Source organism: Hydrogenophaga sp. Root209 (genome assembly GCF_001428625.1).
Taxonomy (GTDB): Bacteria; Pseudomonadota; Gammaproteobacteria; order Burkholderiales; family Burkholderiaceae_C; genus Hydrogenophaga.
This window is the reverse complement of record NZ_LMIE01000008.1, coordinates 32,163-44,611: the sequence shown is the minus strand read 5'-3', so window position 1 is coordinate 44,611 and position 12,449 is coordinate 32,163. Positions and strand designations below refer to the sequence as shown.

At 68.3% G+C, this 12,449-nt stretch carries 12 protein-coding genes; 7 read left to right on the top strand and 5 right to left on the bottom strand.

Annotation, left to right across the window (positions count from 1 at the left end):
* Positions 1–43: 43 nt before the first annotated feature.
* On the bottom strand, positions 44–943 hold the full coding sequence (locus tag ASE11_RS08085; RefSeq protein WP_056269059.1) for an alpha/beta hydrolase: 900 nt from the start codon (positions 941–943) through the stop codon (positions 44–46).
* Between the two features lie 198 nt (positions 944–1,141).
* On the opposite strand from ASE11_RS08085, the gene ASE11_RS08080 reads away from it, so the two are divergent.
* Positions 1,142–1,909 carry a YdiY family protein gene (locus ASE11_RS08080; protein WP_056269057.1) on the top strand — a complete coding sequence of 256 codons (768 nt, stop codon included), beginning with the start codon at positions 1,142–1,144 and terminating at the stop codon, positions 1,907–1,909.
* A 373-nt stretch (positions 1,910–2,282) separates the two neighbouring features.
* On the opposite strand, the gene pyk is transcribed toward ASE11_RS08080, so the two are convergent.
* Both pyk and ASE11_RS08070 read right to left on the bottom strand, forming a co-directional pair.
* Positions 2,283–3,716: a pyruvate kinase gene (pyk, locus tag ASE11_RS08075; RefSeq protein ID WP_056269055.1), complete on the bottom strand. Its 1,434-nt coding sequence runs from the start codon at positions 3,714–3,716 to the stop codon at positions 2,283–2,285.
* Positions 3,717–3,822: 106 nt separating this feature from the next.
* Positions 3,823–4,317: a hypothetical protein gene (locus ASE11_RS08070; RefSeq protein WP_056269054.1), complete on the bottom strand. Its 495-nt coding sequence runs from the start codon at positions 4,315–4,317 to the stop codon at positions 3,823–3,825.
* A 199-nt stretch (positions 4,318–4,516) separates the two neighbouring features.
* Between ASE11_RS08070 and ASE11_RS08065 the strand changes: the two genes are divergently transcribed.
* Genes ASE11_RS08065 through ASE11_RS08055 form a run of 3 tightly spaced genes read left to right on the top strand, consistent with a single transcriptional unit; the run spans position 4,517 to position 6,326 of the window.
* Positions 4,517–5,017 carry a YiaA/YiaB family inner membrane protein gene (locus ASE11_RS08065; protein WP_056269052.1) on the top strand — a complete coding sequence of 167 codons (501 nt, stop codon included), beginning with the start codon at positions 4,517–4,519 and terminating at the stop codon, positions 5,015–5,017.
* Between the two features lie 34 nt (positions 5,018–5,051).
* Entirely contained in the window at positions 5,052–5,507 is a 456-nt protein-coding gene (locus tag ASE11_RS08060; RefSeq protein ID WP_156406269.1) for a hypothetical protein, read from the top strand.
* A gap of 9 nt (positions 5,508–5,516) precedes the next feature.
* Positions 5,517–6,326: a DUF2145 domain-containing protein gene (locus tag ASE11_RS08055; protein WP_056269049.1), complete on the top strand. Its 810-nt coding sequence runs from the start codon at positions 5,517–5,519 to the stop codon at positions 6,324–6,326.
* Here ASE11_RS08055 and ASE11_RS08050 read toward each other — a convergent pair.
* Entirely contained in the window at positions 6,323–7,495 is a 1,173-nt protein-coding gene (locus tag ASE11_RS08050; RefSeq protein WP_056269047.1) for an MFS transporter, read from the bottom strand. The genes ASE11_RS08055 and ASE11_RS08050 overlap by 4 nt on opposite strands.
* A gap of 101 nt (positions 7,496–7,596) precedes the next feature.
* Between ASE11_RS08050 and ASE11_RS08045 the strand changes: the two genes are divergently transcribed.
* Positions 7,597–8,667, top strand: a complete 1,071-nt coding sequence (locus tag ASE11_RS08045) for a zinc ribbon domain-containing protein (protein ID WP_056269045.1) — start codon at positions 7,597–7,599, stop codon at positions 8,665–8,667.
* 85 nt (positions 8,668–8,752) lie between these two features.
* Here ASE11_RS08045 and ASE11_RS08040 read toward each other — a convergent pair whose 3' ends face one another.
* Positions 8,753–9,751: a LysR family transcriptional regulator gene (locus ASE11_RS08040; RefSeq protein ID WP_056269043.1), complete on the bottom strand. Its 999-nt coding sequence runs from the start codon at positions 9,749–9,751 to the stop codon at positions 8,753–8,755.
* 111 nt (positions 9,752–9,862) lie between these two features.
* On the opposite strand from ASE11_RS08040, the gene ASE11_RS08035 reads away from it, so the two are divergent.
* Both ASE11_RS08035 and ASE11_RS08030 read left to right on the top strand, forming a co-directional pair.
* Positions 9,863–10,876, top strand: a complete 1,014-nt coding sequence (locus tag ASE11_RS08035) for a Bug family tripartite tricarboxylate transporter substrate binding protein (RefSeq protein ID WP_056269040.1) — start codon at positions 9,863–9,865, stop codon at positions 10,874–10,876.
* 25 nt (positions 10,877–10,901) lie between these two features.
* Positions 10,902–12,443 (top strand): amidase, encoded by a 1,542-nt coding sequence (locus ASE11_RS08030; RefSeq protein WP_056269038.1) that lies wholly within the window; start codon positions 10,902–10,904, stop codon positions 12,441–12,443.
* Positions 12,444–12,449 lie beyond the last annotated feature (6 nt).

Genomic DNA, 12,449 nt, shown 5'->3' with positions numbered 1-12,449 from the left:
AACCCGCGATTTTACGGCGCGTGCCGGGCCAGGTGCAAAGGCATCAGGTCGGGCGCTGCCGCAGGAATGCGCTGAAGCGGTCCAGCACGGGAGCCAGGCCGCGCAGCGGCGGGGCCATGGCGCCGATCAGCGTGGCGTGGTTGACGCGGTCGAACAGTTCCACTTCCACCGGCGTGCCGCGCCGCTGCAGGGCCTGTGCCATCGCCAGCGTGTTGCGCTGGGGGTTCACCGCCGTGTCGCTTCTGGCCGCCAGCAGCAGCACGCGGTGTTTCAAGCCAACGCCGGCCGGTGCGTGAAAGAGCGGCTGTGAACTGGCGGGCGTGTCGGGCCAGTTGAAGGCCAGCTGCACCTCGGGAATGGCGATCGGCAGGAAGTCGTAAGGGCCGGCCAGTCCAGCCCAGCCCGCCAGATCGGCCGCCCGCATGTTCACCTCCGCCAGCCAGCGCGCGTCGAGCGCGAGCATGGCCGCGTTGTAGGCGCCCGCGCTGTGGCCGGTGACGAACAGGCGCGAGGGGGATGCGCCCAGGCGCTCGGCGTTGTCGCGCGCCCAGCGCACGGCTTGCGCGCAATCCTGCAGAAACACCGGGTAGCGCACGTCGGGGCTCAGGCGGTAGTCGGCCACCAGGGTGACGATGCCGCGCGAGGCCAGCGCCTCGCCCACGAACTTGTAGTCGGCGCGCTCGCCGCTGCTCCAGCTGCCCCCGTAGAAGAACACGGCGATCGGCGCGTCGGGCGTCTTGTCCACCGGCAGGTACACATCCATGCGCTGGCGCTCGGCGCTGCCGTACGCCTCACCGCGCAGCACCGTGTGGGTGTTCGACGGCACGGTGGCGTTGATCAGCCGGAAGGGTGTGCAGGCCTGCAGCAGCGGCGCCAGGCCCAGCAGGGTGAGCCAGCGGCGTCGGGCGGGCGTTGTCGGGGGAATGGGGTGCGGTGAATTCATGCCATGGGTACGCGGGCCATCGGCCGCTGGATTCCGGTGGGTGGGAAATGACGGGCGTCGGAATGCACGTCCGGATACCAATCGTCACACAACCCCGGGGAACTGTGGCGCTGCAACATGGCACCCTTCAAGGACGCTTTGCAAAAGCTCACCCGGGGTGAAGACACCTCCTGACCTGAAAAAAAGAATGGAACTGCCATGCCTTGTCGCTCCCTGATCGTGACGCTGACCTCCGCCGCTGCCTTGTTCGCGCCAGCGCTCTCGCAGGCGCAGGTGACACTCAAGCCAGACGGCCAGTGGCGCTACCTGCTGACGGCCGGCGCCAACGTCTCGTCGGGCAACAACGACGCCGGCTCGCTGAATCTGGCGGTCGAGGGCGCGCAACAGACCCCCTACGACAAATGGACCTGGAGCGCCAAGGCCGACCACGCGCGCAGCGCCGGCGTGGCCACCACCGATCGCTACGGCCTGCGCACCCAATACAACCGCGACATCTCGCCCGACTGGTTCGGCTTCGGCTCGGGCGAGACGCTGCGCGACAAGCTGGCCAACATCGCGGCCCGGTATTCGGTGGCCAGCGGCGTCGGGCGCCACATGTGGCGCGAAGACGGTGGGTTTTTCGACCTGTCCGCCGGTGTGGGCTATTCGCACGACCGCTTCGTCGCTCCCACCGACATCGCGGGCGAGATGCGAGACAAATATGGCCGCGTCGAATTGGTGCTGGCGGAGGAGTCCAGCCACCGGTTGACCGCCACCACCAGCCTGCGCCAGAAGTTCACGCTGTATCCGAACCTTCGTGATTCAGGCAAGTACCGCGCGGCACTGGAGACGGGACTCACCGTCGCGATGACGTCAACGATCAACCTGTCGGCAGGCCTGAGCTACCGGTATGACAGCGACCCGGGAACCAGCCTGGAAAAGGGCGACGCGACGTTCGTGACGGGGGTGTCGATGCGGTTTGATTGACGGGCCCCCACGCTCCCCCGCTGCGCGAGGTCCGCTGCCCCCCGAGGGGGCTGATCCGGCTTGGGGCGGCCCGGCGCCGGGTCTTCATGCCCCCACGCTCCCCCGCTGCGCGAGGTCCGCTGCCCCCCGAGGGGGCTGAGCCTGCCTTGGGGCGGCCCGGCGGCAGTCTCCGGGCCCCCACGCTCCGCCGCTGCGCGGGTAGCTGCCCCCCCCCGGGGGTCGGCCCGGCGCCGGATCGCCTTCCGGCGCGAGAGGTTCCCATCCAGGGGGCATCGAGGGTCCGGCTGCGCCGGCCCAAGATGCCGTCCCCCCTCCAAGCGCCGAAGGCGCGCAAGAGAGGGGGGAAGCCGCGCAGCGGCGCAGGGGGGTGTCCCTATCCAGCCCGGCAGATCTTCAGCGTGTTGGTGCCGCCGGCCTGGCCCATGGGCTCGCCCACGGTGATGGCGTACACGTCGCCGGTCTGCACGATGCCGCGCTTCTTCAGGTGCGCCTCGGCGTCGGCCAATGCGGCGTCGCGGTCGGCGCTGTTGTCCATCAGCAGCGGACGCACGTTGCGGTAGAGCGTCATGCGGCGCTGGGTCGAGAGGTTGGGCGTCATGGCGTAGATCGGCATGCGCACGTTGTGCCGGCTCATCCACAGGGCGGTCGAACCCGAGTCGGTCAGTGCCACGATGGCCTTGGCGCCCAGGTGGTGCGCGGTGAACAGCGCACCCATGGCGATCGACTGGTCGATGCGCTTGAAAGTCTTGCCCTTGAAGTCGGCCGAGAGCTCGCTGTACTCGGCCTTCTCGGCCTCCGAGCAGATGTTGGCCATTTCCTTCACGGTCTCCAGCGGGTACCGGCCGGCCGCCGTTTCGGCACTCAGCATCACGGCGTCGGTGCCGTCGAGCACAGCGTTGGCCACGTCGCTCACCTCGGCACGTGTGGGCACCGGGTTGACGATCATCGACTCCATCATCTGCGTGGCGGTGATCACGACCTTGTCCATCTCGCGCGCCAGGCGGATCATGTGTTTCTGCAGGCCGGGCACGGCTGCGTTCCCCACCTCCACCGCCAGATCGCCGCGCGCGACCATGATGCCGTCGGACACCTTCAGGATGTTGACCAGCTCGGGGATCGCCTCGGCGCGCTCGATCTTCGCAATCAAGGCCGGTTTGTGGCCCTCGGCCGCACCGGCCACATTGCACAGCTGGCGCGCCAGCTCCATGTCGGTCGCATTCTTGGGAAAGCTCACCGCCACGTAGTCGGCCTTCAGGCCCATGGCGGTCTTGATATCGTCCATGTCCTTGGCGGTGAGCGCCGGCGCGGTCAGGCCGCCGCCCTGCTTGTTGATGCCCTTGTTGTTCGACAACTCGCCGCCGAGATACACCGTGGTGTGCACCGCTGGACCCACCACCTTGTCGATGATCAGCACGATCAGGCCGTCATTGAGCAGCAGCGTGTCGCCGGCCTTCACGTCGCGGGGGAGCTCCTTGTAGTCCAGGCCCACGCCTTCGAGATTGCCCAGCTCGGTGCGCGAGGCATCGAGCACGAATTTTTCACCCGGCACCAGCATCACCTTGCCCTCGGCAAACTTGCCCACGCGGATCTTGGGGCCCTGCAGGTCGGCCATGATGCCGACCTCGCGCCCGGCGCGCTGGGCCGCTGCGCGCACCAGCGTGGCGCGGTCGATGTGGTCCTGCGCGGTGCCGTGCGAGAAGTTGAGGCGAACCACGTTCACGCCCGCGCGGATCATGGCTTCGAGCAAAGCCGGGTCGCTGGAAGCAGGGCCGAGGGTGGCAACGATCTTGGTGGCGCGCATGGGCATTGGGGGTGTCTCCTGTCGGTGAATGGCCGGGCTTGAATGTGCCTGGGTGTAATTTGGTTTCAATTATCTGTGAAACCGGTTACATGCCCGCGACATCCGTGCGGACTCACAGTCGGTTGGTGCGGGGCGGTGCCTGGCCGCTGTAGTCCAGGCGGACGAAGGTCTCATCAACCACTTGCAGATGCACGCTGGTGCGCCGGAAGGACCACTGGCGGTCGATGGTCGGCGACGAGGTGGCGCCGCGGCTTCGAGTGCTCATCTCGAGACCGTAGCGCGCGCGCAGCGAGGTGGTAAGGCGCTGGCCCAGCGCGCGTGCTTCGTCCGCAGAACCTGCGTCGGCCAGCAGCGTGATGCGTTGCAGCTGATCGGCCTTGAACACGAACGAGACCTTGAAGCGAGCGCCAGCGAGCTCGTGGACCGGGATCTCCAGCCGCACGCTCTCATCTTTGGACAGCGGATCGCCTGGCGCGACCCGTGCCCCGGGCATCAAGGCCTGCACCTCGGCCGACGTGGCGCCCGCGGGCACGCCTTGCCACAGCGCCTGCGCCGATGCGCCCGCGCAGACCAGCAGCCAGATGACGCAGAGCAGGATGTTTTTCATAGGGGAGTGAGATGCGCGGCGGACGGCAAAGTTGTGTCTGGTGAGTAGACCAAAGCTGGGAGCAACTTCACAAGGGTTGAAAAGTATCGGTATTCGATGCTGATTGGCAGAGTTTTGTCTACCGGATCAGGATACTGCGTCCTTTTGAGAGACCTCACACCACCATCGCGCCACCTTCAACAACCGCAAAGGTTTTTTCATGGCTTCGAACCGATCCCCCCTCATCGTGATGCGCGACACCCGGGCCTGGCAGCTCCAGGTCTGGGTTTCGTTCGGCGTGGCGGTGTTCCTCTGCGCCACCGGTCTGGCGTATTTGCCGGGTCAGGCGCTGGATCGGGCGTTCATGGTGATGGGTTATGTGTTCTGTCTGTCCACCGTGTTCGTGCTGTCCAAGGCGGTGCGCGACAGCCAGCAAGCCGCACAAGCCGGCGAGGCCGAGACGCCGATGTGGCGCCTGGTGGTGTGGGGCGGCTTTGCGGTGGCCATGGGTCTGACCGGTTGGGGCCTCTTGCGCATGGAGATCAACGACACCTACCGCGCCTATCTGGGCGTGAGCTGGCTGTACCTCGTGACCTCGGCCTTCACGCTGGCCAAGACGCTGCGCGACCGCCACGAGGCCGACCTGACCGAAGCCCGTGTGCGCGGCGAGATGGCTGGTCGCCAGCAGGCGCTGGGCGAGCGCGCCTCCGTCGGCGAATGAATCACTGTCACAACTTTTTTTGAGGAGCTTGAACATGAACCCAGTGCATTTTTCCTGGCGCTCGATCGCTGCAATGGCCGCGATGGCCTTCGCCCTGTCGGTGAGTCCGGCCCGTGCGCAGAGCGAGGTGTCGGGGGCGCTGTCGGCCTTGCCGGTGGCTTCGGTGGTGGGCGCGGCCTCGGTCGGCGCGGCGGCGGTGAGCGTTGTGCCGGTGGCGTTCTCGGTGGCCGGTGCCACGCTGGTGGTCAAGGCGGTGGAAGTCACGGCCAGCGGCACCGTGTATGTGCTGGAGCGGGTGTCGGACGGCGCGCGCGCGAGCGTCGAGGTCTCGGGCCGCGCGGTCTCGGCGGTTTCCACGGGTGTGGGCACGGCGGTGGTGGTCAGCGTGATCGGCACCGGCGTGCTGCTCTCGGCCGCTGGCGAGGTGCTGGCTTTCATCCCGAACGAGCTGGGTCGTGCCCTGCTGCACAACGAACGCATCACCCACTGAGGAACCACCATGACGCATTCTTTTGCCTGGCGCTGGCTGGCGGGGCTCGCCACCGCCCTGGCCTTGATCACAACACCCGCCGCGCACGCCGGCCGCTCCTGCGAGGCCAAACCCCTGACGGCGCGCTCCATCGAGCTGGGCATGGACCTGGCGCTGCGCACCTCGCAGGCGCTGGACGCTGAACACGCGCGCAGCGGCGCGAGGGTGGTGGTGCTGGCCCGCGCCGGGCAGGATCTGAGCAAATACCGGTTGCGCTATTCGCACCTGGGCTGGGCCTACAAGACCGCCGAGGGCCCCTGGCGCGTGCTGCACAAGCTCAACAGCTGCGGCTCGGCCGAGGGCGCGCTGTACCGCCAGGGCCTGGGCGAGTTCTTTCTGGACGATCTCTGGCGACACGAAGCCGCCTGGATGGTGCCCGCGCCCACGCTACAGGCCCCACTGCACGCCCTGCTCACCGACCCGGTGCGCAGCACCGCCCTGCACACCCGGGCCTACAACATGCTGAGTTACCCGTGGGCCACGCGCTACCAGCAGTCCAACCAGTGGGCACTGGAAATGCTGGGGTCGGCTGCCGAACCGGGTGTTGGCACCCGCGAGCAGGCACAGGCCTGGTTGCGCTTCAAGGGCTACCAGCCCACCACGCTGCAACTGGGTGCGCTCACCCGGCTGGGCGCCCGCGTGAGCTCGGCCCACATCGCATTCGACGACCACCCCAACGAGAAACGGTTTGCCGACCGCATCGAGACGGTGACGGTGGACTCGGCTTTTGCGTGGCTGGAGCGTGCCGACCTGGCTGGCCCGCTGCAGCGGCTGCCCTAGCTGCGTTCTTCGCGCAGCAGCGGCCGCAAGGCCCACAGCCCCAGCGCCGGCCCGATCGCCAGCCAGGGAAGCAACGCGCCCAGCGCCACATGCTCAGCCAGCGAGACGAACAGCAGAATGCTCACGATGGAGATCGCAAAGCCGATGCTGTTGGTCAGCGTGAGCACGCTGCCCACGGCTTGGGGCGGCGCGTTGCGCGCTGTCAGCGTGGAGAACTGCGGCGAGTCGCCCGAGACGGTGATGCCCCAGAGCACCAGCCACGCAAAGAACAGCGCGTTGGGCGCGCCGATCATCCATGGCGCGGCCAGGCAACACAGGCCACTGGTGGCGAGCTGGCTGCCCGCCACGCGCGCGCTGCCCCAGCGCTGCGCCACCCAGCCGCCCCCGGCGCAGCCGATCACGCCAGCACCCAGCACGAAGAACGCTGCCCACGACAGCGCGGTGCCCTGCAGCCGCGTGGCCAGCACCAGCGGCACCATCACCCACATGGTGTAGAGCTCCCACATGTGGCCGAAGTAACCCAGCACCGAGCTGCGCACGCGCGCATCGGTCCACAGCGTGGCCAGCGCGCGCCACTGCAGCACCGTCACGCGGGCTTGAGCGCCCGGTGGGTCGTTGGTGCCGAAGAACAGCAGCAGGCCACCGGCCGCAGCCAGCGCGGCCACACCCAGCATGAGCGTGGGCCAGGGCAGGGCGCCGCCGAGCGCGCGCAGCGCGTGCGCGCTGGCCGAGCCCAGCACCAGCGCACCAATGAGCAAGCCGAGCGCGCCACCGAGGCCGCGCGTGTACCACTGCGCGGCGATCTTCATGCCCACGGGATAGATGCCCGCGAGAAAGAAGCCGGTGGCAAAACGCCAACCCAGCAGGGCGGTGTAGTCGCGCACCATCCACCAGGCGCCCACGGTGCAGGCCGCGCCGGCCAGCGCGCACACCAGGAACACGCGGCGCGGCGCAAAGCGGTCGGCAATGGCCAGCAGCGCGAACACCAGCGTGCCGGCGATGAAGCCGAACTGCAGTGCCGACGTGAGCGTGCCCACCGCGCTCGTGGGCCAGCCCAGTTCGCGCTGCAGGTCGGGCATGACGGCATTGACCGCGAACCACAGCGATGTGCCCAGGAACTGGGCCAGCACCAGGATGGGCAGGATGTGGCGGGGTATGGCGTGCGTCATCGGGATGGGGTTCGCTCGCACTGTACGGCAGAATGCGCGGGCCATGGGTCCGTGATCCGCGTGACCACAGGCCACCTGATCGTCATGCAGAGGGAAGAAAAATGGGCAAGGCATTGCGTTGGTCGGAGAAGTGGTTCCACCGCGGGCTGTGGCTGGTGGCCTTCGTGTTCGCCTGGTTCCTGGTGGGGTTGGGCAGCACCGTCGTGGGCGACCTGCCGCAGGTGGAGCAGCAACGCACGCTCGACGATTTCCTGGACCCGCAGCGCGCACCGCAAGTCCGGCAGACGATCGAGTTCGCACAGCGCGCGGCGCGTGAAGCGCAGGACACCCTCGACCAGGCGCAACTGCGGCACCAGGCCGCGCAGGCCAATCACCGCGCGGCGCGCGACACCTTCGGCAACTGGCTGAACACGCGCAATGCCACGCAGCGGCCCGAGCAGGACCCGGAATTGATCGAACGCACCCGCCAGCTCGATGGCTACCGCCAGAACGAGCGCGATGCGCTCGCAGCGGTGGAAGCGCAGCAGCAGGCGGCGCTCAACGCACGGCAGGCGCAGCAACGTGCCCAGGCCGAACTGCAGGAGATGCAGGAGGCCGCGCGCCAGTCCTACGAATCGGCCCAGCGCGCGCAGGAATTGCGCGTGTTCCTCTACCGCCTGGCGCTCACACTGCCTTTGCTGGTGGTGGCGGGCTGGCTGTTTGCCAAGCAGCGCAAGAGCACGTACTGGCCCTTCGTGTGGGGCTTCATCTTCTTCGCCCTGTTCGCGTTCTTCGTGGAGCTGGTGCCCTACCTGCCGAGCTACGGTGGCTACGTGCGCTACATCGTGGGCATCGTGCTCACGGTGATCGGCGGGCGCTATGCCATCCAGGCGCTGCAGCGCTACCTGGAGCGCCAGCAGCAGGCCGAGGCCTTGCCCGACCGGCAACGCCGCCAGGAGCTGGATTACGACCTCGCGCAGACCCGCCTGGCCAAGGGCGTGTGCCCGGGCTGCGAGCGCGCCGTGGACCTCAAAGACCCGAAGAACGACTTCTGCCCGCACTGTGGCATGGGTCTGCACAACCGCTGCGGCGCCTGCCAGGCGCGCAAGAGCGCGTTCGCGCGGTACTGCTATTCCTGTGGCGAGCCGGCGCGGGCCACGCCAGAAGCTGCCGCGGGATCCGTGCCGGCCTGACCGCAGCTCAGCGCACCGTGGGATGACGGTTGCACACGGTCGTGCGAACGGCGCTGGGCGTCGTTGAAGCGGGGATTCACAATCATCAACGCGCCCCGATCGTGTGCTCCAGCCGTTCTTCTTCGACGATCTGTTCGCGCAGGAAGGTCACGAAGGTGCGAACCGCCTCGGGCAGATGCCGACCGGCCGCAGTCTGCACTTCAAAATGCCGCTCGTTCATCTCGCGGTCGCGCAGGGGCACCGCCGTGATGCGACCTTCCACCAGCCGCCTGCGCAAGGCTGCCTCGCCACAGAAGGTGATGGCATGGCACTCCGACACGTAGTTGATGAGGGGGTAGAGGTGGTTGCTGGTGATCACCGCGTCGCACTGCAGTCCCTGGCGGCTGCAACTGATGTCCAGCAGTTGTCGCAACGTCGAGGTCTTGGATGGCAGCGCCAGCGGGTAGGCGGTCACTTGAGCGAGTGAGAGCAGGCGCCGCGCGGCCATCGGGTGGTCGATGGCCATCACGGCCATGATGGGCGAGGGGTGGCGGTGCTCCACGGTCAGGCCGCGTTCGGACGACAGGCTGACGGTGACGCCGATGTCCACCTCGCCGTCCCGCACGCGGCGGGCCACCTCGGCCTGCGCGACCATGTCGAGCGCGAAATGGATGCCTGGCCATGCCTTCTGGAACTTGAGGACCATCGAGGGCAGGAACTCGTAGGCGAAGCCTTCGGTTGCCGCGATGCGGACCTCGCCGGTGCGCAGCCCGCGCAGCGCGAGGATTTCTTCGGTCACGCGCTCGACGTCCAGCCAGGCCCGGCGCGCATGGGCGGCGAGCAGTTCACCTGCGGCGTTGGGCGTCATGCCGCGCGCCTTGCGCTCGAAGAGCAGTGTGTCGAGCTCCCGTTCCAGGCGGCCGATCTGCCGGCTCACGGCCGACGGCGCCACGTCGAGACGGCTGGCCGCCTCGGTCACCGAGCCCGCGCGGACCACCTCCACGAAGTAGCGCAGCGCCACCTCCTGCAGCACGCGCTGGTTGACGGGCTTGCGGGTGGCCTTGCGGTTGGTGGTTGAGAGGGTCGGGGACGGGCGGGTGCTCATCGCAACAGCCTACTTCAGCGTTGCGTTTATCGCAAAGGAAAGTTCTGCACATTGCTATTGCTGCACAGCGACGCTTTTTCTACGATGACCTCACCACCACCGGAGCCCACCATGATCCACACGCCCCGCACCGCTTCATCAGGCCATCGCCGCGCCGCCGTCCTGTTGATGGCGACCGCTGCCCTGGCCGCCACGCTGGGCGCCAAGCCTGCGGTGGCACAAGATGTCTACCCCAGCCGCCCGATCACGCTGGTGATTCCGTTCCCGCCGGGCGGCAGCGCCGACACGATCGGCCGCCTGGTCAGCAAGCGCCTGTCGGACAAGCTCGGGCAGCCCGTGGTCATCGACAACCGCGCCGGCGCGGGCACCGTCGTGGGCGCTGGACTGGTGGCCAAGGCGCCGGCCGATGGCTACACGCTGCTGCTGAGTTCGGGCTCCACCTTCACCGTGAACCCGGCCATTCGCCCGAACCTGCCCTACGACCCGGTCAAGAGTTTTGATCCGATCGGCATCGTGGGCCGCATCCCACTCATCCTGTTGGCCAACAAGGACGTGCCCGTCAACAACGTGAAGGAGTTCGTGGCCGCCGCGAAGGCCGCGCCCGACAAGTATTCCTACGCGTCCTTCGGTGCCGGCACGACCTCGCACTTCACCGCCGAGATCATCCTGCAGGCCATCGGTGCGCGTCTGATGCACGTGCCCTACAAGGGCAGCGCGCCGGCCATGACGGATCTCATGGGCGGCCAGGTGCCGTTCTCGGTGGACACGGTCACGGCCGCCATCCCGCAGATCAAGGCCGGCAAGGTCAAGGCGATCGCCGTCACCACGGCCACGCGCTCGTCGCAGCTCCCGGACGTGCCCACCTTTGCCGAAGCCGGCTACAAGGACGTCAACGCCGACACCTGGATCATGGTGGTCGGTCCCAAGGGCATGCCGCCCGCCGTGCTGGCCCAACTGGAAAAAGTGCTCGCCGCCGTGAGCAGCGAACCGGCGTTCCAGAAGTCGCTGCAAGAGCAGGGCGCGGAGCCGACCGTGGCGAACCGCGCGGCCGCGATCGGGCAGATCGAGAAGGAACTGCCGCTGATGCGCGCCGTGGCCCGCCGCGCCAACATCCAGGCCGACTGAACCCACCCGACCACCATCGATCCGCATGTCCTCTTACGCGTCCTCCTCTTCCTTGCTGGAAACCTCGGCCGTCGGCTTGCGGCGCCTGATCGGCGCCCGGCAACTCTCGCCGGTCGAGCTGCTCGATGCCTGCATCGCGCGCATCGAAGCCGTCAACCCGTTCGTCAACGCGGTCACGGCCACCTGCTTCGAGCGGGCGCGCGAGGAAGCCCGGGGCGCCGAGCAGGCGGTCATGCGAGGCGATGCCCTGGGCCTGTTGCACGGCCTGCCGCTGGGGGTGAAGGATCTTGAGCCCACCGCCGGCCTGCTGTCGACCTCGGGTTCTCCGCCGCTTCGCAACCATGTGCCGTCCAGAGACATCGAGCTGGTGGCGCGCCTGCGCCGCGCAGGCGCCATCGTGGTGGGCAAGACCAACGTGCCCGAGATGGGCGCCGGCGCGAACAGCCGCAACCCCGTCTGGGGCGCCACCGGCAACCCGTTCAACCCCGATCTGAATGCGGGCGGGTCCTCGGGCGGCTCCGCGGCAGCGCTGGCGCTGGACATGCTGCCGATCTGCACCGGCTCGGACACCGGGGGCTCGCTGCGCATTCCCGCCGCCTGTTGCGGGGTCGTGGGGTTCCGGCCCTCGCCGGGGGTGATTCCCAGTGTGCGAAAGACGCTGGGCTGGTCGCCGATTTCGGTGGTGGGGCCGATGGGGCGCAGCGTGGACGACGCCTGCCTGCAGATGGCGGCCTCCGCCGGCATGCACCCGGGCGACCCGCTGAGCCATCCGCTGGACCCGCTGTCGTTCCTCGATCCGGGCGCTTGCGACCTTTCGCGCCTGCGTGTGGCCTACACCGAAGACTTCGGCGCCTGCGACGTGGACCCGGCCATCCGCGCCGCGTTCCGCGAAAAGATCGCGGCCATGCGGCACCTGTTTGCCGCCTGCGACGAGGTGAGCTTCGATCTCGGGGACGTGCACCGGTGTTTTGATGTGCTGCGCGCCGAGGCCTTCGTGGCCGGCATGCGCGCCACCTACGAGCGCGACCCCGGCAGCCTGGGGCCCAACCCGCGCGCCAACTACGAGATGGGCACCCGCATGAGCCTGCTCGATTGCGCCTGGGCGCAGTTCGAGCAGACCCGCATCGTGGGCCGCTTCCAGCCGGTCTTTGCCGGCTACGACCTGGTGCTCTCGCCGACCACACCCGTCTCGCCGTTCCCATGGACCCAATCCCATGTCGACGTGATCGACGGTCGTCAGCAGGAGAACTACTACCGCTGGCTCGCACTGACCTACGTGGTCACGCTCACCACGCACCCGGCGATCTCGCTGCCCTGTGGCACCGATGCGAAGGGCATGCCGTTCGGGCTGCAGGTGGTGGGGCCGTTCCGGGGCGATCGGCGTGTGCTCGCCGCGGCGCGCGCGATGGAGCAGGCCTTTGGCGGCAATGCCATGCTGCGCCGCCCGCGCCCCGATACCGCCACCTTGCAGGCGGCCCATCCGCCGCTGCACTCCATCGTGACCGCGCCGCCGGACGACGCCTTCGCCCACGTGCCCAACGACGGCGCCTCGGTGTCGGTTGTCTAGAGGCTG

Bases quoted from the DNA above. Each gene is read 5' to 3' on its own strand.
- ASE11_RS08070 (WP_056269054.1), bottom strand. From the start codon at position 4,317: ATGAAAAACATCCTGCTCTGCGTCATCTGGCTGCTGGTCTGCGCGGGC.
- ASE11_RS08045 (WP_056269045.1), top strand. From the start codon at position 7,597: ATGGGCAAGGCATTGCGTTGGTCGGAGAAGTGGTTCCACCGCGGGCTG.
- ASE11_RS08055 (WP_056269049.1), top strand. From the start codon at position 5,517: ATGACGCATTCTTTTGCCTGGCGCTGGCTGGCGGGGCTCGCCACCGCC.
- ASE11_RS08035 (WP_056269040.1), top strand. From the start codon at position 9,863: ATGATCCACACGCCCCGCACCGCTTCATCAGGCCATCGCCGCGCCGCC.
- ASE11_RS08030 (WP_056269038.1), top strand. From the start codon at position 10,902: ATGTCCTCTTACGCGTCCTCCTCTTCCTTGCTGGAAACCTCGGCCGTC.
- ASE11_RS08065 (WP_056269052.1), top strand. From the start codon at position 4,517: ATGGCTTCGAACCGATCCCCCCTCATCGTGATGCGCGACACCCGGGCC.
- ASE11_RS08050 (WP_056269047.1), bottom strand. From the start codon at position 7,495: ATGACGCACGCCATACCCCGCCACATCCTGCCCATCCTGGTGCTGGCC.
- ASE11_RS08085 (WP_056269059.1), bottom strand. From the start codon at position 943: ATGAATTCACCGCACCCCATTCCCCCGACAACGCCCGCCCGACGCCGC.
- pyk (WP_056269055.1), bottom strand. From the start codon at position 3,716: ATGCCCATGCGCGCCACCAAGATCGTTGCCACCCTCGGCCCTGCTTCC.
- ASE11_RS08080 (WP_056269057.1), top strand. From the start codon at position 1,142: ATGCCTTGTCGCTCCCTGATCGTGACGCTGACCTCCGCCGCTGCCTTG.
- ASE11_RS08040 (WP_056269043.1), bottom strand. From the start codon at position 9,751: ATGAGCACCCGCCCGTCCCCGACCCTCTCAACCACCAACCGCAAGGCC.
- ASE11_RS08060 (WP_156406269.1), top strand. From the start codon at position 5,052: ATGAACCCAGTGCATTTTTCCTGGCGCTCGATCGCTGCAATGGCCGCG.